This is a genomic window from Isoptericola sp. 178, from assembly GCF_030586525.1.
Lineage (GTDB): Bacteria > Actinomycetota > Actinomycetes > Actinomycetales > Cellulomonadaceae > Isoptericola > Isoptericola sediminis.
The window spans coordinates 136,211-156,488 of sequence record NZ_JAUQYN010000003.1; the positions used below are offsets into that span (position 1 = coordinate 136,211).

Consider the following 20,278-nt stretch of genomic DNA (forward strand, 5'->3'; position numbering starts at 1 on the left):
ACGGGGGCAGGGGCGCACCGGCGTGCCGACGAACGGTGGTGCCGGCTCAGGACCGCGGGATGACCTGGTCCAGCGCGTCCTCGAGGGAGACGACGCCGACCAGCAGGTCGCCGTCCATCACCACGGCGAGCTGCACGCTCTCGCGGCGCATGCCCGACAACGCCTCGTGGACCGGCATCCGGGGGCGCACCACGTAGGCCGGTCGGGCGAGGTCGCGGGCGAGGCGGTCGGAGGGCTCCAGCAGCGTGTCGCGCACGTGCACGATGCCGGGCGGGCCGTCACCGGTGTCGACGAGGATGCGCAGGTGGCCGCTGCGTCGGGCGGCCTCCTGCACGGCGGCCACGTCGGCGTCGGCGGGCACCGCCGTGGGTGCCGCCTCGGCGCTGACGAACGAGGACACCTCGCGCGTGCTCAGGTCGAGCGCACCGGCCAGCGGGCCGCTGAGCGCGTCGTCGAGCGCCCCCTCCTTCGTGGAGTGGTCGACCAGGTGACGGATCGTGTCGGCGTCCTGCCCCCCGACGGCCGCCCGGTCCACCGGTTCGACGCCGGTCGCGGCCACCAGCCTGTTCGCCATCCGGTTGATCCAGCCCAGCAGCGGCCGGAACACCCAGATGAACGCGCGTGCCGGGGGTGCGATGAGCATCGCCGAGCGCTCCGGGTGGGTGATCGCCCAGGACTTCGGCGCCATCTCCCCCAGGACCAGGTGCAGGAAGGTCACCACGAGCAGGGACAGCAGGAACGCGGCCGTGTCGGCGAGCCAGTACGGGGCGCCGACCGCCTCGAGCCCGGGGCCGAGCCAGGCGTCCAGGGCCGGCTTGGTCACGGCGCCCAGCGCGAAGGTGCAGGCGGTGATCCCGAGCTGGGCCCCCGCGAGCATGACGGTCAGCTCGTTGGTCGCCCGCAGCGCGGAGCGGGCCGCGCCGCTGGACGGCGCCATCTCCTCCAGCCGGTGCCGGCGCGCGCCGATCAGCGCGAACTCGATGATCACGAAGAAGCCGCTCGCCACGAGGAGCGCCGTCGTCACGGCCAGCACGATCCACGGGTTCGTCATCGCCGGTCCCCCTCGCTCTCGAGGTCGCCGCTCGCGACGTCCCCGTTCTCGTGCCCCTCGTCCTCGGCCGGTGCCTCGACCTCGTGCAAGGTCACCCGGAGCTGGGACGGGACGTAGCGGTCCACGGAGAGCACCTCGATGCTCAGCCGGCGCCGCACCTGCTCGTGCAGGGCGAGCTCGACCGCTTCGGTCGCGAGCTCGATGGTCACGGTCTCCCCGACCTCCGGCAGGTTGCCGTGCTCGGCGATCACCAGTCCGGACATCGTCTCGTAGTCGCCGCGGGGCAGATCGTGGTCGAGGACCCGCTCGGCCTCGTCCAGGTGGACGTCCCCGCCCATGCGCCAGGTCGCCTCGCCCTCCGGCTCGACGACCTCGGCCTGCTCGACGTCGTGCTCGTCGGTGATCTCCCCGGCCACCTCCTCGGCGAGGTCCTCCACGGTGAGGATGCCGGCGAACCCGCCGTACTCGTCGATGACGCAGGCCAGCTCGTCGCGGCGCGCCGTGAGCTCGGCGAGCGCGTCCGGCAGCAGCATGAGGGTCGGCAGGACGGTCGCCGGCTGCATGATGTCGCCGACCGGGGTGTCATGCGCCTCACCGGCGGCCAGCACGTCGAGCAGGTGCACGACACCGACCGGCTCGTCCTCGTCCGAGATCACCGGGTACCGCGTGTGGGCCTGCGCCATGGCGGCCCGGGCCTCGCCGACGGTGTCGTCGGGGTGCAGCGTGTCGACCCGGGCGCGCGGCACCATGGCGTGCTCGACGTCGCGCTGCGGGAAGTCGAGGATCCGGTCCAGCATCATCGACAGGTCCTCGGGCAGGTCACCGCTGTGGCGCGAGTCGGCGACGATGTGCTCCAGGTCGCGGGCGGTCGCGCTGGAGTCGACGTCGTCCACCGGCTCGATGCCCACCAGGCGCAGCAGCCCGTTCGCTGCGCGGTCGAACACCGTGATCAGCCAGCCGAAGGCGGCCAGGTAGATCCGGGTCGAGCGGGCGAGCCGCCGCGCCAACGGGTCGGGCGCGGCGATCGCGAGGTTCTTGGGGAACAGCTCGCCGAAGATCATCTGGGCCACGGTCGACAGCGCGAGCGCCCCGACGGTGCCGACCGCCACGCTCACGCCCGCCGGGACGCCGACGACGCCGAAGATCTCACCGAGGGACTCCCCGACGAGCGGTTCGGCCACGTACCCGATGAGCAGACCGGTCACGGTGATGCCCAGCTGGGCACCCGAGAGCATGAAGGACGTGCGCCGCGTGACCGCCAGCGCGTCGGCGGCGCTGCGGTCCCCGGCCTCCGCCTGGGCGCCGAGCCGGGACCGGTCGACCGACATGTAGGCGAACTCCTGGGCGACGAAGTACCCGTTGAACGCGATGACGACGGCGATGACCACGATCCCGAGGAGCAGGGTGGCGACGGTGATCAGCACCGGTCACCCCCGGAGGGTCGGCACGACGGACGATGACGATGGTGCCCGTCTGCTGGACCAGCAGGGTTGTTCACGAGTTCTCTCACGCCTCCCAGCGGCTGTCGTCCCGGGATCGTATCCCGGGACGACAGGGTCGGCCACGCCGACGACGGCCGCTGCGCCGCTGCAGGTCAGCGGCCCGGGGACAGCCGCGGGTTCGACAGCGCCAGGCGCAGCACGTTGGCCGCGGTGCGCTGCAGCTCGCCGAGCGTGACGCCGTCGGCGGCCGCCAGGGAGGCCAGCAGCGACCCGTCCCCGTGCCGGTCGTCACGCCCCCACGCACCGGGCATGTGGACGTCCACCTGGGCGCGCACGCGGTAGGCGTCGTTGGTCACGGCCGGGAAGTCGGGGTCGACGGCCTCCCGCATCCACCAGTCGGTCATCACCGCGCCGTCGAAGCCCCACTCGCCGCGCAGGATCGTGGTGACCAGGTCGTGGTGGTAGTGACCCCAGACGCCGTTGATCTTGTTGTACGAGGTCATGAGGGTGCGCGGCGCCGACTCGGCGACGCAGATCTCGAACCCCCGCAGGTAGATCTCCCGCAGCGCCCGCTCCGAGACACGGGAGTCGTTGTACTCCCGGTTGTCCTCCTGGTTGTTGGCGGCGAAGTGCTTGGGGCAGGCCGCCAGCCCCTCGGACTGGATGCCGCGCACCGTGGCGGCCGCCATCCGGCCCGTGAGCAGCGGGTCCTCGGAGAAGTACTCGAAGTTGCGGCCGCAGAGCGGGTCGCGCTGGATGTTCATCCCCGGCGAGAGCAGGATGTCCGACCCCTTCGCCGCCATCTCGACGGCCAGCAGCGCGTTCAGCGTCGTGACCAGCTCGGGGTTCCAGGTCGAGGCCAGGGCGGTGCCGCTGGGCAGCAGCGCGGTGTGCGTGGCCAGCCGGATCCCGGCCGGTCCGTCCGTCGTGGTCAGCGCCGGGACGCCCTTGGCCCGCAGGGACTCGACGGTGCCGGCGAGCGCGCCGGCGTTGCCCGGCGCGCCGAGCCTCGAGTCCATCGTGAAGTCGCCCCGCGACAGCGCTTCGAGCTCGTCGTCGTCGAGCTGGGCCACGAACTCGTCGAGCGACGCGTCCCCCGCGGCGACGTCGGCCAGCGTGACACCGCGGTCCCCGGTGCGCTCGACGGGCGCGGGCAGCGCACCGAGCACGCGGTCCCGACGCGAGACCGTCGCCTCCGGGACCGTCTCGCGTGCCGCCCGGACCTCACCGCCCTCCGTGCGGGCGACGACGCGTTCGAAGGCGTGCCCGGGTGCGACGGCGCCGGCCTCGGTGACCTGCCGCACCACCCGCAGCTCCGCGACGTCCGCACCGCCGCACGGCACGGCGGTGCGCACGTCGGTGCCCACGAGGACCTCGTAGCGGCCGGCCTCCAGGACGTAGGCCGACCGGTGGCCCGTCGCGCCGGTGTCGTCGTAGGCCGCCAGGTCGTCGAGGCGGAAACGCAGCTCGAGCGTCTCGGACTCGCCGGGCGCCAGCTCGCGGGTCTTGCCGAAGGCGGCCAGGTGCCGGGCCGGGCGGCCGAGGGCGCCCTGCGGGGCACGGACGTAGGCCTGGACGACCTCGGTGCCGCGGTGCACGCCGTGGGTGTTCGTGACGCGTGCTCGCACCACGACCTCGCCGTCGCGGGTGCCGACCTCCTCGGCGCGGACGTCGAAGCTCGCGTAGGTCAGGCCGTAGCCGAACGGGAACAGCACGTGCTCGGGGGCGAAGGTCTCGAACCATCGGTAGCCGACGTAGACGTCCTCGACGTACTCGTTGTGGTCGTGACCGCCGAAGTGTCCGGCGCTCGGGTAGCGGTCGTACGCGGTCGCGATCGTCGCGGTGAGCTTGCCCCCGGCGGGCACCGCACCGGTGAGCACGTCGGCCACGGCCCGCCCGGACTCCATGCCGCCCTGCCAGGCCAGCAGCACGGCGTCGAGGTCGTACTCCTGCGTCCAGGCCAGGTCGACCACGTTGCCCGTGTCGACGACGACCACGGTCCGCTCGAACGCCGCGCTGGCGTGGGAGAGCAGTGCCCGCTCGTCGGCGGTCAGGTAGTAGCCGCCCTCCTCGAGCGCCTGCTCGCGTGCCTCGCCCGCCGCGCGCCCGATGACGACGACGGCGGTGGAGGCGCGGTCGGCGGCCGCCGCGACCTCGTCCGCGGTCAGCGGCATCTCCGGGTGCGACCGCGGCCAGGTGCCCCAGGCCGGCTCCGGGTCGACCGGGTGGTCCGCGCACCAGGCCGCGTACCGCTCGGCCAGCGCCTCGTCCACCCGCAGGTCGGTCGCCTGCAGAGCGTCGATCAGGTTCCACGTGTACGGCGGGCGCACGTCGCCGCCGGAGCCGTAGCCCACCATGAAGTAGTCGCGCTGCACCCGGCCGAGGACCGCGATGGTAGCGCTCTCAGCCAGCGGGAGCGTCTCGTTCCGGTTCGTCAGCAGCACGATGCCCTCGGCCGCCGCGCGCCGGCACGTCTCCCCCATGCCCTCCGGGATCCACGTGTCCGTGGACTGCAGCTGTACCCGTCCCTGGGCGAGCTGGTCCGTGCTGTCGATCTGGCCGATACCTGCGCCTCGTTGATTCACCCGAACACTGTACGCGCCGCGTGCGAACGCGGACGTCCGGGCCGTCCGGCGCACCGGACGTCCGCCCCGGCCGCCGGGGGCGGGTCCCGGACCGCTCCGGGACCCGCCCGCGGCGCGTGTCAGCCGTCGACGACGGAGACCGTCACGTCGATGTTCCCCCGGGTGGCGTTGGAGTAGGGGCACACCCTCTCCGCGGCGTCCGCGAGCGCCCGGGCGTCCTGCGCAGGCAGGTCGGGCACGACGACCTCGAGCTCGACGGCCAGGCCGAAGCCGCCGTCGCCGTCCGCCCCGATGTGCACGCGGGCGCCGACCGAGGTGTCGGTCAGGCGGATCTTCCGCTGCCTCGCGACGCTCTGCAGCGCCGAGTGGAAGCAGGCGGCGTACCCGGCGGCGAAGAGCTGCTCGGGGTTCGACCCGTCGCCCGAGCCGCCGAGGTCCTTCGGGACGGCCATGTCGAGGTCGACGCGGCCGTCGTCGGTGCGGACGCGGCCGTCGCGGCCGGCGCCGGTGGAGAGGGCTTCGGCGGTGTAGCCGATGTTCTGCAGCACGGAGCGTTCCCTTCGTTCGGACTCACCGCGCCCGGTCAGGCGTCGGCGTGCAGGGCCAGGTAGTCGTTGGCCTCGCGCAGCCGGGCGAGCAGGTCGCCCGCGGCGGCGCGGTCGGGCGGCAGGCGTTCGGCCAGGCAGCGCTGGACGTCGCCCAGCTCCCCGTGCAGGTCGTCCCCGGCCGCGGTCAGCGCGACCGTGACCACGCGTTCGTCGTCCCGGCTCCGCTCCCGGCGCACGACCCCCCGCGCCTCGAGCCGCTTGACCAGCGGGGACAACGTCCCCGAGTCCAGGTCCAGCAGCCGGCCGAGCTCGCCGACGGTGAGGGGCTCGCCGTGGTTCGCGCCGAGCATCTCGACGACGAGGTACTGGGTGTAGCTCAGTCGCCACGGGGCGAGGAGGTCGGCGTAGAGCCGCCCGATGCGTCGCTCGAGCGAGTACACGGCGAAGCACAGCAACGGGTCGAGGGCCTTCGAGGCGCCGACGTCTGGCATGCGTTCATGGTTGCACGCAATTCTATTGCGCACAACTGAGTATGGGCAACGGTCCCCGGAGAGCTCTCGTCAGGGCCGACGGCCCCGGTCAGGGCTACCGTGGAGACATGACCACCCGGCTGCGCGCCGTCGTCCACGGCAGGGTCCAGGGCGTCGGGTTCCGCGACGCCACGGCCCGGGTGGCCGAGCGCGCCGGGGTGGCCGGTCAGGTCGCCAACCTGCCCGACGGCACCGTCGAGGTCGAGCTGGAGGGCGACGAGGGCGCGGTCGGGTCCGTGGTGGAGTACCTGCACCACGGCCCGCCCGCCGCCGCCGTCTCGAGCGTGCGGGTCACGGACCTGGAGCCCCGCGGGGACACCGTCTTCCGGATCCGGTGACGCGCGGCCGCGACGCCTCAGTCGAAGTAGTGCGGGACGTCGATGGGCCCGCCCTGCGCGGCGAACTCGGCGTGCACCGACTCGCGCAACGAGGCGTCCCCCAGGTAGTCGAGCGCGGTGGCGGCCAGTCCCGCCGCGCCGTCGACCGCGGCCCGGACCGCGGCGGGGCCGCCGGCGGCCTCCGCGAACTCCACCGTGTGCAGCGCCACGTCGGGGTCCGCGACCTGGACGAGCGGGTGGATGCCGGGGATGCGGAAGCTGACGTTGCCGAAGTCGGTGGACGCCGCCAGCGTCTCGGACACCACGCCGCCGGGCAGCACGTCCCGGCCCCGCCGACGCTGCGCCGCGACCCACCGCCGGGTCAGGGCCTGGTTCGTGCGCACCGGCAGCGAGGGGTGGGCGCCGTCGTCCCAGGCGATGTCGACCTCGGTGCCGGTCATGAGCGCGGCGCCGCGTGCGACGTCGTCGAGCCGCCGGGAGAGGTCGCGCAGGGTGTCCGGGTACTTCGAGCGGGCGTACAGGTGCATCACCGCCCGGTCCGGGACGATGCTCGGCCGGGTCCCGCCCTCGACGATCGTGGCGTGCACGCGGTCGACCGGCGGGAGCTGCTGCCGCAGCAGCCCGATGCCGGTGTAGGCGAGGTTGGCCGCGTCCAGGGCGTTGCGCCCCATGAAGGGCTGCGCCGAGGCGTGCGCGCTGCGTCCGGTGAACGTCCAGGTGAGCAGGCGGCGGCCGAGCCAGACCTGGTCGGCCACGTCCACGCCGTAGGGGTGCAGCATGATCGCGGCGTCCAGGTCCTCGAACGCGCCTGCCCGCGCCAGCACCTCCTTGCCGCTGTGCCCCTCCTCGGCGGGCGTGCCCAGCAGGACGACCCGCCCGGCCGGCGCGTCGGGCGCGGCCAGGGCCTCGTGCAGGGCCAGGAACGCGCCGACCGCGGCGGCCGCGATGACGTTGTGCCCGCAGGCGTGGCCGATGCCGGGCAGGGCGTCGTACTCCGCCAGGACCGCGATCGCCGGGCCGTCGGCGGGCCGCCCGGTCCCGGCGCGGAACGCCGTCTCGACGCCGTGCACGCCGGTGGCGGCCTCGACGCCGTGCCGGGCCAGGACCTCGACCAGCAGCCGTGCGCTGGCGTGCTCGGCGAACGCGGTCTCGGGGTGCGCGTGCAGGGTCCGGACGATCTCGGCGAGCTCCGGCTCCAGGGCCGAGGCCGCGGCCTCCGCCGCGGCGACCAGGGCCTCCGGGGCTCCCCCGGCGGCGGCCCCCGGGGGCCCGGCAGCCAGCGCCGCCTCCCGGCGGTCGTCGGTCTCGGCGGCGAGATGGTCGAGGTAGGCCGTGCTCGGCCGGTTCGGCGCTGGCATGCGGCCATCGTACGGAGGCGTCGGCCCGGTGCACGCGGCTACGCGCGGAGCCCGCCCCGCGTGCGGGGAGCCGGGCCGCGACCCGTCGCGCGCCCGGGTGCGCGCTGCCAGGATGACGGGATGCACCGTCGACTCGGCCTCAAGCTCACCCAGGACGCCCCGGTCACCGCGTTCGCGGACGTGTGGCGCACGGCCGACGACGCCGGGTTCGACCACGTGTGGGTGATGGACCACATCGCCTCCCTCGGCCCCGACCCGGGACGCCCCGTCTTCGACGCCTGGGCGATGCAGGCCGCGATGGCGACCCTGACCTCACGCGTGCGCATCGGCTGCATGGTCTCGGGCAACTCGTACCGGCACCCCGGGATGCTCGCCAAGCTCGCCACGACGGTCGACCACCTCTCGGGCGGGCGCCTGGAGTTCGGGATCGGCGCCGGGTGGAACGAGCGCGAGCACACCATGTACGGGCTGGACCTCGGGGACGTGGGCACCCGGATGGACCGCCTCGAGGAGGCGCTCGTCGTCATCCGCTCGCTGTGGGGGCGGCCGACCACGACGTTCCACGGCGAGCACTACCGCCTCACCGACGCCGTCGCCGAGCCGAAACCCCTGCAGCGGCCGCACCCGCCGATCTGGGTCGGCGGGTCCGGCCCCCGCCGCACGCTGCGGCTGGTGGCGCGGTACGCCGACGTGTGGAACGACACCGAGAGCAGCCCGGAGCGGATCGGTGAGCTCAGCGAGGTGCTGGCGCGGCACTGCGACGACGTGGGGCGCGACCCGGCCGAGATCCGTCGCACCGTCCAGCTGCGCCTGCGTCAGCACGACCTGGCGGACCTGCCGGCGCTCGTGGCGGCCTACGAGGCCGTCGGGGTCAGCGAGTTCGTCATCGTGCTGCCGTCCGACGGGGACGTGCGTCCGCACCTGGACGCCGTGGTCGACGCGCTCCCCCGGCTCCGGTCCGCCGGCTGACCCCGGTCGAGGCCGGGCGGCAGGCCTCGACGAGGTGTCGCGTCGAGGCCTGCCGCAAGAGGGTCGTACCGACGGGCGTGCTCAGTCGTGCACCGAGGCGGCGACGAGCCAGGCGGTCAGCAGCACGACCACGACCATGAAGCCCGTCTCGTGCCCCGCGCCGCGCTGCAGCAGGCTGGCGGCCTTGTGGGCCCGCCGGGCCCCGTGACCCGGCGCCTGCAGCAGCGGCACCACACGGAAGTGCTGGTAGGCACCGATCGCGGCGACCACCGCCACCACCGCGACCTTGGCCAGCAGGAACAGCCCCCAGCTCGTCTCCCACAGCTGGGAGGGTCGGTCGAGGATCTCCACCGTCAGCGCCACCCCGGCGAGGCCGACCAGCGCGATCGACCCCGTGGCCAGCACCGCGAAGCGGCTGCCCAGCAGTCCGGCGTCCAGGGGGCGGGCGTCCCGGCGGCGGCGGCGCAGGACGACGCCGACCATGACGACGCCCCCCACCCACGCGGCGGCCGCGAGCAGGTGCGTGACGTCGGTGGTCACGACCAGCCAGTGCGGCCCGACGCTGCGGCTGTGCCCGTCCAGCACGATGCCGGTGCCGAGCAGCAGGGCACCCACCACGGCCAGCCACGACCCCGCGAGCGTGCGCCGTGCGCCGACCAGCACGGCCAGGGCGCCTGCGGCCTGCAGACCGAGCACGAGCGCCGTGTCGCCGGTCAGGGCGTCGCGCAGGGCCGACGGTGTCCAGGCGGCGCTGATCTCGCCCTGGGCCACCACGACGGCCCGGGCCGCGAGGCGCAGCGGGACGGCCACGAGCGCGAGCAGACCGACCCAGCGCACGGCGGTGAGCACCGTGGGCACGTCCTCGCGGTCGCGCCCGCGCAGGACGAGCGCCGCGAACAGCAGCCCGCCTCCGGCCACGAGCGCACCCCACAGGACGGCGGCACCGGCGAGGCGGGACACCACGGCGGCGAACCCCGCCGCCGTCTCGTCGTCCTCCTCGGCAGCGGTCACGCCCGCGTCCGTGTCCGGCGCGGGTTCGGGCGACGGTTCCTCGGAGGCGTCCGGCTCGGCCGGCTCCTGCGCGGGCGCGGCCCCGGTGACCGCGAACACCACGGTCCCGTCCAGCGGGTGGCCGTCCTCGGCGGCCACGTTCCAGTCGACCGTGTACTCCCCGTCCGTGAGCGGCTCGGCGGGGGTCGCGGTCAGCACGGTGCCGTCGTCGGACTGCGTGACCTCGACGGGCACGGCACCGTCCGGGCCGGTGACCTCCACGGCTTCGCCCAGCGGGGTGACCGGCAGCGTGTAGGTGAGCACGACCTCCTCGACCGGGCCCTGCGCGGTCGAGCCGTCGGCGGGTTCGGCGGTGTCGAGCTTGGTGTGCGCCGAGGCGGGTCCGGCCCCGGCGAGCAGGAGCAGCAGGGCGAGCAGGAACCCGCCGACGAGGGTACGGGCGCGCGTCATGAGGACTCCTCGGGGTCGGAGGAGGCGGCCGGGAGCAGGTCGGCCATCTGCTCGATCTCGGCGGTCTGGGCGGCGACCATCCCGGCCGCCAGCTCGACCATCTCGGTCGACGAGCCGTCGGTCACGACGCGGTCGGCCATCTGCACGCCGTGCTCGTGGTGCACCGTCATCTGCCGCAGGAACACCTCCTGCAGCTCGTCGGCGGGCACGGCCTCGAGGTCCTGCGCAGTGATCTCGGGCACGGTGTCGTCGACCCGCTCGAGCTCGCGGGCGCCGAGCCAGTCGTTCATCCGGGTGTTCTCCTGGCTCTGGGAGCCGGCGACGGAGCGCGCGAGGTCGCGCACCTCGGCGTCGACGCCGTCGGCCTGCAGCAGCGCCTGCGACATCGCGATCGCGTCGACGTGGTGCGGGATCATCATCTGCGCGAACATCACGTCCACGCGGTTGTGGTCGTCGGGGGCGGTGGGTCCGTCGGCCGCACAGGCCGACACGGTCAGGGTGAGGGCGGCGCCGAGCGCCGCCGCGGTGCTCCGGGCGGTCATGAGGTCCTTCTGCGGGGTCGGTCGCGAGGCCGGGTTCACCGGCACGTGGGGTCAGGGCGGTCGTCGTCGACGACCGCGCCCTCACGTGCGCGAGATACCCAGGACGACGGGTTCGGGCGTGCCCGGCACGCGCGCGGTGCGCGGGAGCGCCGGCAGGAGCGCGCTCGCCGGGGCGGGCGCCCAGACCGCCCGGCCGGCGGGCCGGGGTCGCAACCGCCGCAGGGCCAGCAGGGTCAGGGCGGCCAGGAGGGTGCAGGCGACGAGCGTCTCGTGGTCGTGGTCGTTCGTCGGGCTTCCGTGGCCGGCCGGCGAGGCCGCCGTGCGCGGGGCGTCCGCGGCGTGGTCGTGTCCCCCGGGCTCCGCGAGCGCACCGGCGGTCTGGTGGACGCCGTCACCGGGACCGTGCACGTGGCCGGACGACCCGGACGGCTGGTGCGAGACGAGCAGCAGCGCGAGCGCCACCACGAGCAGGCAGACGCCCGCCCACAGCGCGAGGGCGCGCAGCGGGACGCTGCGGCGCGACGCGACCGGTGCCGTTCTCGTCATGCCCCCGATCCTACGCGGACGCGCCGAGCAGCCCGGCGGTCATCCCCAGCAGCAGGCTCGTCGCGGCGGCCGTGTGCAGGACGACCACCGCGGGGCGCGGGACGGTCCCCCGCCGGGGGCGGGTGGACGTCACCGCCCGGAAGGCGGGGGCGACCCAGCGCAGGTAGTAGAACAGGCTCGCCACGGAGTTGACCGCCGCGAGCACGACGAGCCAGGCGTACCCGCCGTCGGCCGCGGTGGTGAACGCGCCGAGCTTGCCCAGGAAGACGGCCGTGGGCGGGGTGCCGACCAGACCGAGCAGGCACACCACGAGACTGACCAGCAACCACGGGCGACCCGTGACCCCGGCGGCCCACCCGACCAGCGTGGTGCGGCGCGGCACGGCGGCCACGGCGGCGAAGGCGCCGATGTTGGTCACGGCGTAGGCGGCGAGGTACAGCCGCAGCGCCGGGGCGGCGAGCTCGACCGTGCCGGCCACCGCGACGATCATCAGCAGGTAGCCGACCTGGCTGATCGTCGAGTACGCGAGCAGCCGCTGCAGCGAGGTCTGCCAGAACGCCGCGAGGTTGCCCAGCGTCATGCTCGCCGCCGCGACGAGTGCCACGCCGAGCGCCAGGCCCGCCGGGGTCTCGGCGAACGGGCCGGCGACGAGACGGAACGCGGCGGCGACGGCGCCGATCTTCGGGACCGTGGAGATCAGCGCGGCCACCGCGGGGCTCGCACCGTCGACGGCGTCGGGCACCCAGAAGTGCACGGGGACGGCACCGGCCTTGAACAGCACGGCGGCCAGCAGGCCGAGGGCGGCGAGCGCCGCGACGGCGGGAGCCGCGGCCGGCAGCGACGCCGAGATGGCGGCGTAGCCGGTGCGGCCGGTGCCGAGGACCAGGGCGGCCGCGCCGACCAGCAGCACCACCCCCACCAGGGCGCTGAGCAGGTAGTACTTCAACGCCGCCTCGGTACCGCGGGCGTCCTTGCGGAAGGCGGTCAGCGTGTACGCGGGGACGCTCGCCAGCAGGTAGGCCGCCACGAGCAGCAGGGCGTCGGTGGTCCCGGCGAGGGCGTCGGCGCCGAGGGCGACGAGCAGCGTGAGCACGTAGGCCTCGGTCTCGCGCGGGTGACCCGCCAGCTCGGTGCGCAGCAGCACGACCACGGCCGCCGTGGCCGCCGCCACCGCGAGGCGCACCACGCCCGTGGTCGCGTCCACCGTCCAGGTGCCGCTGAAGACCGTCCGCACGGGGTCGCCGAGCACGGCGGCCGCCGCGGCCGCGCTCACCAGGCAGCCGACGACGGCGATCCAGGCCACGCGTCGCTGGGCACGCTGCGGCGTCCACAGCCCGACCAGCAGGCCGCCGACGGCGGCGGCGAGCAGCGCGGCCTCGGGCAGCAGCGCGAGGGCGTCCTGGGCCGTCATCCGCGCCTCACCGGGCCACCAGCGCGACGAGGCCGTCGGCCGCCGGGCCGACGACGTCGACGAGCACCCAGGGCAGCAGCCCGACGGCGACGCTGAGCCCGAGCAGGGGCACCACGGCCACCCGTTCGACGGTGGTCACGTCCCCGAGCCCGCCGGCGTCGACCCCGTCGGGCACCCGCAGGTCTCCGGTCAGCAACCGCTGCAGCGCCCGCAGGAACAGGCCGGCGGTGAGCAGGATGCCCACCACCGCGACCACCACGGCCACGGGGACGGCCGCGAGCGACCCGGCGAAGATCTGGAACTCGGCCACGAAGCCGGACAGGCCGGGCAGCCCGAGCGAGCCGAAGGCGGCCACGGCGAACAGGACGGCGAACCCGGGCAGGGCGCGCGCGAGACCGCCCCACCGGGCGAAGGCGTACGTCCCACCCCGCGTCCACAGCATCCCCGCGACGAGGAACAGGGCGCCGGTGAGCAGGCCGTGGCTGACCATCTGCACGACGGCGCCGGTCGCCGCGACACCGGCCGCGGCGGCGGGGCCGGACCCGTCCGCGCCGTCCCGGGCGAGCACCCCGACGGCGCCCAGCCCGAGCAGGACGTACCCCATGTGGTTGACGGAGGTGTAGGCGATCATCCGCTTCAGGTCGTCCTGGGCCAGGGCCACCAGCGCGCCCCACAGCACGCTGACCACACCGATCACCACGATCCACGTGCCCCAGCGCTGCCAGGCGTCGGGCAGCGTGGGCATGGCGATCCGCACGAACCCGAAGGTGCCGAGCTTCAGCAGCACACCGGCCAGGACCGCGGACCCCTCCGCCGGGGCGTCGGTGTGCGCGGGCGGCAGCCACGTGTGGAACGGGACCAGGGGCGTCTTGACCGCGAGCCCCACGACCAGGGCGAGCAGCACCCAGGACGCGGTCCCGCTCTGACCGGCCCACGGCGGGTCCTCGACGAGCCGCACGATGTCGAAGGTGCGCGGCTCGCTGCCGAGGAACAGCCCGATGAAACCCAGGAGCAGCGCCAGCGATCCCAGGAACGTGTACAGGAAGAAGGTCAGGGCGCTGCGGCGGCGGTCGCCGTGGCCCCACCCGGCGATGACGAAGTACATCGCCACGATCGACAGGTCGAAGAACAGGAAGAACAGGATCAGGTCGAGCGCCGCGAACGTGCCCAGGCAGGTCGTCTGGAGCAGCAGGAACAGGGCCGCGTGGCTGCGCGGCCGCGGGGTGCCGCGCAGCGACCACACCGCGCAGCACCAGAACAGCACGGCGGTCAGGGCCAGCAGCGGCAACGACAGCCCGTCGACGCCCACGTGGTAGGAGGCGTCGACCGTCGGGATCCAGCGCAGCTTGACGTCGTACTGGAACCCGCCACCGGGGTCGAACCCCCACCAGAGCCAGGCGACCAGCCCGACCACCACCGAGGACGTGGCCACCCACGCCCAGGACGCGGTCCGGTCCGGGACACGGGCCGCCACCAGGACGAGCCCGGCGAGCGCCGGGAGCAGGACGAGGACGGTCAGGAGCACGAGGTCACCTCACGAGGAGCAGCAGGAGCAGCAGCAGGCCGAGACCGGCCGCCGCCTGGGCGTAGTACTGGTGCAGCAGTCCGGTCTGCAGGCGCCGCGCGGCGTGCCCGGCCCGTGCCACGCCGGAGGCGACGTCGCGCACGGCGCCGTCGACGCGGCGGTCGTCCAGGACCGCCGCACGGCGGGCACCGGCCACCGCGAGCCCGGCGGTGCGCCGCACCGCGCGATGGATCCCGGAGTCGTCGAGGACGGCGACCCGCCCGGCCAGCCGCGGGACCGCCCTCGCCACGGCGTGGACGGAGCGGTCCAGACCGCCGTCCACCCGGTCGACCCGGCGCGCCAGGGCGCGGACACCGCGGCCGACCGTCACGAGCAGCGCGGGCATGGCCCACCACGACGTCAGCGGTGCGCGCTCGGCGACCCGTACCAGGGCGGGGCGCCACAGCACCACGGCCGCCACGACGACGGCGAGCCCGCCGGAGAGCACCAGTGCGCCGGGCGTGGGGGCGGGTCCGGGCTGCGCGCCGAGGACCCGGGCGGCGCCGTCGCGAACGACGGGAAGGGCGAACGCCCCCAGGCCCACCGCGGCCGCGGCGAGCGCCAGCGCGGCGGCGACCGCCGGACGCGGTGCGCGGGAGCCGTCGCCCGGGTGCCGCGGGGCGAGCACCACCGCGACGATCTTCGCGGCGTAGGCGGCGGACAGCGCGCCGGCCACCAGGGCCACGACGTGCAGCACGGCGCCGCCGGCCAGGTGCGCCTCCTCCGCCCCGGCCAGGATCTCGTCCTTGGTCACCCACAGCGACAGCGGTGGGACACCGGCCAGGGCCGCCGCCGCGGCGACCGACGCGGCCCCGACGAGCGGGTACCGGCGGCCGGCGCCGCGCAGCTCGGCCAGCGCCCGCGTGCCGAGCGCACCGAGCCAGATGCCGGCCGCCACGAACAGCCCGGCCTTCACCGCCGCGTGCGCCACCAGGTGCTCGACGCCACCGAGCAGCCCGGTACCGGCGCCGGCGGCCCACGCCCCGGCGGCCAGGACGACGAACCCCATCTGCGCCGCGGTGCTCGCGGCCAGCAGCTGCTTGAGGTCGGTCTGCGCCACGGCGACGAGCCCGAGCGCCAGCGCCGTCGCGGCCCCGACCCAGGCCACCACCGGGGCGGCGCCGTCGGCCAGGGCAGGGCCGAGTCGCAGGAGCAGGTAGCCGCCGGCCGCGACCATGGTGGCCGAGTGCAGCAGCGCCGAGACCGGGCTGGGACCCTGCATCGCGGCGGACAGCCAGCCGGACAGCGGCAGCTGGGCCGACTTGCCGAGCGCGGCGACGACGACGCCGGTCGTCGCCACCGCCGCCCAGGGCGCCGGCAGCCCCTCGAGGCCGGACAGGCCCAGGCTGCCGCTGCCGGCGAGCACGGCACCGGCGGCGACGTACAGGCCGAGGTCAGCGGCCCGGGTGGTCAGCAGCGCCGTCGTACCCGCGGACGTCCGTCCCGCCAGCCGCCACCGGAAGCCGATGAGGGCGTAGGAGGTCGCCCCCATGACCTCCCAGCCGAGCATCAGCGCCGGAAAGGTCGTCGCCGTGACGGTCAGCTGCATCGCGGCGACGAACAGCAGCCAGTAGCCGAAGAACCGGGCCCGCGAGGTGCGCGCCTCGTGGTCGACCGCGGCGTGCACGGTGACGGTCAGCGCGACGACGGCGACGGTCACCGTGAGCACCGCCGAGAGCCCGTCCACCGCCAGCGCGAGATCCGCACCGTCGGCGACGGCCGCGGCGCCGCTGCCCAGGAACGAGACCGAGACGGTGGGTCGCCCCGTGGCGGCCACGATCGCGAGAGCCGCGCCGACCAGCCCGAGCCCGAGCGCCAGGGGTGCCGCGACCCCGTCCAGCCGGTGCCGCCCGAGCAGCAGTGCCGTCCCGCCGACGGCGGGCAGCAGCACGACCAGCAGCAGGGCGGCGCTCATCCGGCGAGGTCCTCGGCGGCGTCGACCGTGTCGACCTGTCGGGCGCGATAGATCGCCAGGGCGACGGAGAATCCCATCGCCATCTCCACCGCCATGACGACGGTGGCCACGAGCACGAGCACCTGCGCCCCGGGCAGCTGCGGGGTGAGGTAGGCCCAGGCGGCACCGGCGGCCAGGATGACGCCGTTGACCACGAGCTCGAGGCCCATCATGACCATGACGATCGACTGCTGGGACAGCGCGCCGAACAGGCCGGTACCCACGAGGGCGGCGGCGACGGTCAGCACGACCTGCAGGGTGACCTCGGTCATCGGGGCAGCCCTCCGCGCACGGGGTCGTCGGGGTCGCGTTCCAGGTCGGCCCCGAACCGGTCGTAGCGTCCGCGGTGCGTGGCCAGCGCGATGCCCGCCACCATGGTGGCGAGCAGGACGACCCCCACCACGATCATCACGAGCATGTAGTCCCCCATGATCGCCTCGCCGACCTGGACGGTCGCGTTCGCGGGCCGGGGTCCGGGCCGGTCGGGCCAGTCGACGGTCCACACCCCGACCGTCAGCACGACGAACGCCACGACCCCCGCCGCGATCGAGCCCCGGGTGTTGTGCACCATGGTCATGGGCATGAGCCCGGCGGGGTTCATCATCAGCATGATCATGAACACCGCCATGATCGCCATCTCGATGGTCATCATCAGGATGGTCAGCAGCCCGAGGTAGGCCAGGTCCATCAGGAGCAGCGCGGCGCCGGTGGCGAGGAAGGACGCGAGCAGGGAGAACGTCGCGCGCGCCATGGAGTCGACGACGAACACCAGCACCCCGGTGCACACCGCCACGGCGCCGAGGACGGCCAGGAGCAGCAGCTCGGTCATCGGTAGAAACCTCCCAGCACGAGCACCGCCGCCACGGCGGACTGCACGACGGTGGCCGGCAGCAGCACCACCCAGGCGACGTCGGCGAACCGTTCGGGGCGCACGACCGGCCAGCGCCGCCCCACCCCGACCAGCAGAGCCATGACGGCGAGCGTCTTCAGGGCGTACCAGACCGGGCCGGGCAGTCCTGGCCCGTCCTCGCCCCCGAGGAACCATGCCGCGGCGGTGGCGGCGGCGACGCCGAGGAAGGTCGCACGGCCGACCTGGACCAGGAGCCGGTCGACGCCGGAGGTCTCGGCCAGCACTCCCCCGGCGACGTCGGCCCCGGCGGGGGCGCCGAACGGCCCCCAGAAGGCGAAAGCCGCCGCGCCGATCAGGAAGACGACGAACGCCACCGGCATGGTCCACAGGAACCAGGCCCCGCCGGCCTGGGCGGTGACGACGTCCGTGGCGCGCAGCGAGCCCGCGCCCACCCCGACCGTGATGATCGCGAACATCAACGGCAGCTCGTAGGCCAGGCCCTGGGCCAGGAACCGGTAGGCGCCCACCAGGGGGTGCACCGCGTTCGGTCCCCAGCCCAGCAGCCAGACCGCGGCCCACAGCAGCGCCTCGGCCGCGTTGAACCACACCAGGTCCGCCGACGTCGAGACCACGCTGCGTCCTCCGAACGGCAGCACCGCGGCCGACATCAGGGCCAGGACGGGCACGGCCGGCACCGCCACCGTGCTGAGCAACCGGTCCGGGGCGATCGTCGTCCGGCGCCGTTCGAGCAGCATCCGGGCACCGTCGCGCACCGGAGCGACGACCACGTCCGCGCGACGCCCGCCCGCCGGGGCGCGGCGTGCCAGGGCGTCCATCACGGCGAGCACGAGCCCGAGCAGCAGCGCCACGGCCACCACGACCGGTCCCGCCCACGGCGAGGTCCAGACGGTCTCAGGCAAGTCGGTCCCCCTCGTCGGCGGCCGGTTCGCGCTCCCCCGGCCCCACCTCGACGCTCGCCACCGCGAGCCGGGCGGCGGCGAGCTCGGCGCCCTCCAGCGCCACGGCCACGGCCTGGGGCGGCACCGGCTCGGGCGGGGCGGCGCCGTCGAGGACGTCGCACCAGGTGTGCAGACGGTCGAGGACGTCCGTGCCCTGCGGCGCGGGCAGGCCGCGCAGGGACCACCGCAGCCGGCGGGAGCCGCGCAGGTCCCGGGCGAGCCGGCTCACCTGCTCCGACGCCGACGGACGCTGCTGCCCGACGGCGTCCCGGGCGCGGCGGGCGCGGTGCAGGTCGCGCTCGGGTCCGGCGAGGACCAGGACGCGGCACACGGCGTCCAGGGCACGCAGCTGTGCCGGGCGGGGCGCGGCCGTGACGCCGTCCGCCCAGCGCACACCGGCACCGCTCAGCACGTCACCCTGCATGGTGGCCCGCACGACGAGACCGTCCGGGGACCCGGGCAGCCAGGGACCCAGCGTGACGTCCAGGGCCTCGAGCTCCAGGCCGTCGCGGTCGGGGGCCGAGGACGCCATCGGCAGGCCGGCCACCTCCATGTCCCCGTGGCCCCCGTGGCCCCCGTGGCCGTGCTCGTCGTGGTCCTCGTGGTCCTCGTGGTCGGGGCCGTCCGGCTGCGCCCCCCGGCCGATCCACGGGTCGCCGTCGGCGTCGGCCGACCGACGCTGCGCGCCGCGGTCCACCAGCGACGCCGCGGCGGCGTCGAGGCGAGCACCGACCTCCGCGGGCCGATCCACCCGGGTCCGCGCCCGCGGTGCGGGCATCTGCGACCAGAGCACCTCGACGGCGCCGCCGAGCTCGGGACCGGGATCGCCGACGACGACGAGGAGGTCCGCACCCGCCGGTGAGAGTGCCGGCGGCCACCCCCGTCGCAGCAGGGCGGACTCGACCTCCTGCCCGGCCGCGGTCGCTCCCGGGGCGACGACGAGCACGCGGGGCCGCCCCAGCGCGAAGCCCCACAGCCGTGCGCTCAGGCCCATCGCAGCGCTCCTTCGCGCCAGGCGTACACCACACCCACCAGCAGCACCGCCAGGAACCCGAACATCTCCACGACGGACGTCGCCCCCATCTGCGCGACGACGACCGCCCAGGGGTACATGAAGACCATCTCCATGTCGAAGGCCAGGAAGAGCACGCTCACCGCGTACCACCGCACGTGGAACCGTGACACGGCGTGCTGGGTCGGCAGGACCCCGGACTCGAAGGGGAGACTCATCGCGGGCGTCCGGGCCACCGCGAGCGCGGTAGCCGCGCCCCGCAGGCCGAGCAGCAGCAGGGCGATCCCTGCCACGAGTCCCGCCAGGGCCATCCGTGCACTCACCGTCCCGTCGTGGTGGTCGTGTCGGCAGCGCCCATGATGGTGGCCGTGGACCGGCTCGGCATCCCGAGAACCGGGACGCGAGCAGCGGACATAGGCTCGGGACATGGCCCACCGCCGGACGACGCTCGCCCTGCTGCCGGGTTGGTGCGAGACGGGCGGCGTCTTCGAGCGCCTGATCCGCCAGCTCCCGCCGGCGGTCACCCCTCTCGTCGTCGAGCTGTCCACCCCGACCGTCACCGACTGGTCGGTCCCTGCCCTGGCCACCCGCGCCGCCGACGCCCTGACCCGTGCGTCGGTGGACGGACCCACCGTGGCGCTCGGGACCTCCAGCGGCGGCTACGTGGCCCAGCAGCTCGCCGTCGACCGCCCCGACCTGCTGGACGGGCTGGTCCTGGTCGGCGCGCCCGCGGACCTGCGTGGCAGGCCGCCGTTCGCCGAGGACGTCGACCGGCTCACCGACCCGATCGACCCCGAGTGGGTCCGGGACTCCCTGGCCTGGTACGGCACGGGCACGGCGATCGACCCGGCCTTCCTCACGGCACGTGCCGCCGAGGCCGCCGACCTGGGCGCCGACGTCTGGCAGGCGTCGCTCCAGGGGTTGACCGAGTCGACGCCGCCCCTGCTCACGGGCACGATCGATCTGCCGACGCTGGTCCTGAGCGGGGAGCTGGACGACGTCGTGGGCCCCAGCCACGACCGGATCCTGGCGGCCGTCCCGCGCGCCCGCGGGATCGTCTACGCGGCCACCGGCCACCTGGTGCTCTGGGAGCGGCCGGAGCGGGTCGCGGCCGACGTCGCGGCGTTCCTCGGCGACCTCGACGTGCGGCGGTGAACC

Annotated in this window: 20 protein-coding genes; 3 read left to right on the forward strand and 17 right to left on the reverse strand. The window is 75.1% G+C overall.

Annotation, left to right across the window (positions count from 1 at the left end; all coding sequences use genetic code 11):
* Positions 1 to 46: 46 nt before the first annotated feature.
* The 5 genes from Q6349_RS09785 to Q6349_RS09805 all read right to left on the reverse strand — a co-directional run bounded on the left by Q6349_RS09785 (position 47) and on the right by Q6349_RS09805 (position 6,117).
* On the reverse strand, positions 47 to 1,051 hold the full coding sequence (locus Q6349_RS09785) for a hemolysin family protein (RefSeq protein WP_304603928.1): 1,005 nt from the start codon (positions 1,049 to 1,051) through the stop codon (positions 47 to 49).
* Positions 1,048 to 2,475 (reverse strand): hemolysin family protein, encoded by a 1,428-nt coding sequence (locus tag Q6349_RS09790; RefSeq protein ID WP_304603929.1) that lies wholly within the window; start codon positions 2,473 to 2,475, stop codon positions 1,048 to 1,050. Before Q6349_RS09790 ends, Q6349_RS09785 begins: the two co-directional genes overlap by 4 nt.
* Before the next feature lie 170 nt (positions 2,476 to 2,645).
* The gene (locus tag Q6349_RS09795) at positions 2,646 to 5,078 is read right to left on the reverse strand and encodes a glycoside hydrolase family 3 protein (RefSeq protein WP_304603930.1); all 2,433 of its coding nucleotides are present in this window, start codon (positions 5,076 to 5,078) and stop codon (positions 2,646 to 2,648) included.
* 119 nt (positions 5,079 to 5,197) lie between these two features.
* A complete protein-coding gene (locus tag Q6349_RS09800) occupies positions 5,198 to 5,626 on the reverse strand; it encodes an organic hydroperoxide resistance protein (RefSeq protein WP_369810863.1) in 429 nt (142 codons plus the stop codon).
* A 35-nt stretch (positions 5,627 to 5,661) separates the two neighbouring features.
* Positions 5,662 to 6,117 (reverse strand): MarR family winged helix-turn-helix transcriptional regulator, encoded by a 456-nt coding sequence (locus Q6349_RS09805; RefSeq protein WP_304603931.1) that lies wholly within the window; start codon positions 6,115 to 6,117, stop codon positions 5,662 to 5,664.
* A 107-nt stretch (positions 6,118 to 6,224) separates the two neighbouring features.
* Between Q6349_RS09805 and Q6349_RS09810 the strand changes: the two genes are divergently transcribed.
* A complete protein-coding gene (locus tag Q6349_RS09810; protein ID WP_171245754.1) occupies positions 6,225 to 6,494 on the forward strand; it encodes an acylphosphatase in 270 nt (89 codons plus the stop codon).
* A gap of 17 nt (positions 6,495 to 6,511) precedes the next feature.
* Here the strand turns inward: Q6349_RS09810 and Q6349_RS09815 are convergent, their stop codons facing one another.
* Positions 6,512 to 7,852 (reverse strand): amidohydrolase, encoded by a 1,341-nt coding sequence (locus Q6349_RS09815; protein ID WP_304603932.1) that lies wholly within the window; start codon positions 7,850 to 7,852, stop codon positions 6,512 to 6,514.
* Positions 7,853 to 7,972: 120 nt separating this feature from the next.
* Between Q6349_RS09815 and Q6349_RS09820 the strand changes: the two genes are divergently transcribed.
* On the forward strand, positions 7,973 to 8,821 hold the full coding sequence (locus tag Q6349_RS09820; RefSeq protein ID WP_304603933.1) for an LLM class F420-dependent oxidoreductase: 849 nt from the start codon (positions 7,973 to 7,975) through the stop codon (positions 8,819 to 8,821).
* 81 nt (positions 8,822 to 8,902) lie between these two features.
* Here the strand turns inward: Q6349_RS09820 and Q6349_RS09825 are convergent, their stop codons facing one another.
* The 11 genes from Q6349_RS09825 to Q6349_RS09875 form a co-directional block, all read right to left on the reverse strand.
* On the reverse strand, positions 8,903 to 10,282 hold the full coding sequence (locus tag Q6349_RS09825; protein WP_304603934.1) for a copper resistance CopC/CopD family protein: 1,380 nt from the start codon (positions 10,280 to 10,282) through the stop codon (positions 8,903 to 8,905).
* Positions 10,279 to 10,824 (reverse strand): DUF305 domain-containing protein, encoded by a 546-nt coding sequence (locus Q6349_RS09830; RefSeq protein WP_304603935.1) that lies wholly within the window; start codon positions 10,822 to 10,824, stop codon positions 10,279 to 10,281. Before Q6349_RS09830 ends, Q6349_RS09825 begins: the two co-directional genes overlap by 4 nt.
* An 81-nt stretch (positions 10,825 to 10,905) precedes the next feature.
* Complete coding sequence (locus tag Q6349_RS09835) at positions 10,906 to 11,370, reverse strand: hypothetical protein (RefSeq protein ID WP_304603936.1); 465 nt, start codon at positions 11,368 to 11,370, stop codon at positions 10,906 to 10,908.
* A 10-nt stretch (positions 11,371 to 11,380) separates the two neighbouring features.
* Positions 11,381 to 12,781 carry an NADH-quinone oxidoreductase subunit N gene (locus tag Q6349_RS09840; protein ID WP_304603937.1) on the reverse strand — a complete coding sequence of 467 codons (1,401 nt, stop codon included), beginning with the start codon at positions 12,779 to 12,781 and terminating at the stop codon, positions 11,381 to 11,383.
* Between the two features lie 7 nt (positions 12,782 to 12,788).
* Entirely contained in the window at positions 12,789 to 14,306 is a 1,518-nt protein-coding gene (locus Q6349_RS09845) for a NuoM family protein (RefSeq protein ID WP_304603938.1), read from the reverse strand.
* Positions 14,307 to 14,310: 4 nt separating this feature from the next.
* Positions 14,311 to 16,260, reverse strand: a complete 1,950-nt coding sequence (locus Q6349_RS09850) for a proton-conducting transporter membrane subunit (RefSeq protein WP_304603939.1) — start codon at positions 16,258 to 16,260, stop codon at positions 14,311 to 14,313.
* Positions 16,257 to 16,571, reverse strand: a complete 315-nt coding sequence (locus Q6349_RS09855) for an NADH-quinone oxidoreductase subunit K (protein ID WP_304603940.1) — start codon at positions 16,569 to 16,571, stop codon at positions 16,257 to 16,259. Before Q6349_RS09855 ends, Q6349_RS09850 begins: the two co-directional genes overlap by 4 nt.
* Positions 16,568 to 17,128 (reverse strand): NADH-quinone oxidoreductase subunit J, encoded by a 561-nt coding sequence (locus Q6349_RS09860; protein WP_304603941.1) that lies wholly within the window; start codon positions 17,126 to 17,128, stop codon positions 16,568 to 16,570. The genes Q6349_RS09855 and Q6349_RS09860 overlap by 4 nt, the downstream gene beginning before the upstream one ends.
* Positions 17,125 to 18,069, reverse strand: a complete 945-nt coding sequence (locus Q6349_RS09865; protein WP_304603942.1) for an NADH-quinone oxidoreductase subunit H — start codon at positions 18,067 to 18,069, stop codon at positions 17,125 to 17,127. The genes Q6349_RS09860 and Q6349_RS09865 overlap by 4 nt, the downstream gene beginning before the upstream one ends.
* The gene (locus tag Q6349_RS09870; RefSeq protein ID WP_304603943.1) at positions 18,062 to 19,102 is read right to left on the reverse strand and encodes a hypothetical protein; all 1,041 of its coding nucleotides are present in this window, start codon (positions 19,100 to 19,102) and stop codon (positions 18,062 to 18,064) included. The genes Q6349_RS09865 and Q6349_RS09870 overlap by 8 nt, the downstream gene beginning before the upstream one ends.
* The gene (locus Q6349_RS09875) at positions 19,093 to 19,443 is read right to left on the reverse strand and encodes an NADH-quinone oxidoreductase subunit A (RefSeq protein ID WP_304603944.1); all 351 of its coding nucleotides are present in this window, start codon (positions 19,441 to 19,443) and stop codon (positions 19,093 to 19,095) included. The genes Q6349_RS09870 and Q6349_RS09875 overlap by 10 nt, the downstream gene beginning before the upstream one ends.
* Before the next feature lie 103 nt (positions 19,444 to 19,546).
* On the opposite strand from Q6349_RS09875, the gene Q6349_RS09880 reads away from it, so the two are divergent.
* Positions 19,547 to 20,275 (forward strand): alpha/beta fold hydrolase, encoded by a 729-nt coding sequence (locus Q6349_RS09880; protein ID WP_304603945.1) that lies wholly within the window; start codon positions 19,547 to 19,549, stop codon positions 20,273 to 20,275.
* Positions 20,276 to 20,278 lie beyond the last annotated feature (3 nt).

Excerpts from the sequence above, each read along its gene's own strand:
- Q6349_RS09785 (WP_304603928.1), bottom strand. The coding sequence starts at position 1,051 with ATGACGAACCCGTGGATCGTGCTGGCCGTGACGACGGCGCTCCTCGTG.
- Q6349_RS09805 (WP_304603931.1), bottom strand. The coding sequence starts at position 6,117 with ATGCCAGACGTCGGCGCCTCGAAGGCCCTCGACCCGTTGCTGTGCTTC.
- Q6349_RS09810 (WP_171245754.1), top strand. The coding sequence starts at position 6,225 with ATGACCACCCGGCTGCGCGCCGTCGTCCACGGCAGGGTCCAGGGCGTC.
- Q6349_RS09815 (WP_304603932.1), bottom strand. The coding sequence starts at position 7,852 with ATGCCAGCGCCGAACCGGCCGAGCACGGCCTACCTCGACCATCTCGCC.
- Q6349_RS09820 (WP_304603933.1), top strand. The coding sequence starts at position 7,973 with ATGCACCGTCGACTCGGCCTCAAGCTCACCCAGGACGCCCCGGTCACC.
- Q6349_RS09825 (WP_304603934.1), bottom strand. The coding sequence starts at position 10,282 with ATGACGCGCGCCCGTACCCTCGTCGGCGGGTTCCTGCTCGCCCTGCTG.
- Q6349_RS09830 (WP_304603935.1), bottom strand. The coding sequence starts at position 10,824 with ATGACCGCCCGGAGCACCGCGGCGGCGCTCGGCGCCGCCCTCACCCTG.
- Q6349_RS09835 (WP_304603936.1), bottom strand. The coding sequence starts at position 11,370 with ATGACGAGAACGGCACCGGTCGCGTCGCGCCGCAGCGTCCCGCTGCGC.
- Q6349_RS09840 (WP_304603937.1), bottom strand. The coding sequence starts at position 12,781 with ATGACGGCCCAGGACGCCCTCGCGCTGCTGCCCGAGGCCGCGCTGCTC.
- Q6349_RS09850 (WP_304603939.1), bottom strand. The coding sequence starts at position 16,260 with ATGAGCGCCGCCCTGCTGCTGGTCGTGCTGCTGCCCGCCGTCGGCGGG.
- Q6349_RS09855 (WP_304603940.1), bottom strand. The coding sequence starts at position 16,571 with ATGACCGAGGTCACCCTGCAGGTCGTGCTGACCGTCGCCGCCGCCCTC.
- Q6349_RS09860 (WP_304603941.1), bottom strand. The coding sequence starts at position 17,128 with ATGACCGAGCTGCTGCTCCTGGCCGTCCTCGGCGCCGTGGCGGTGTGC.
- Q6349_RS09870 (WP_304603943.1), bottom strand. The coding sequence starts at position 19,102 with ATGGGCCTGAGCGCACGGCTGTGGGGCTTCGCGCTGGGGCGGCCCCGC.
- Q6349_RS09880 (WP_304603945.1), top strand. The coding sequence starts at position 19,547 with ATGGCCCACCGCCGGACGACGCTCGCCCTGCTGCCGGGTTGGTGCGAG.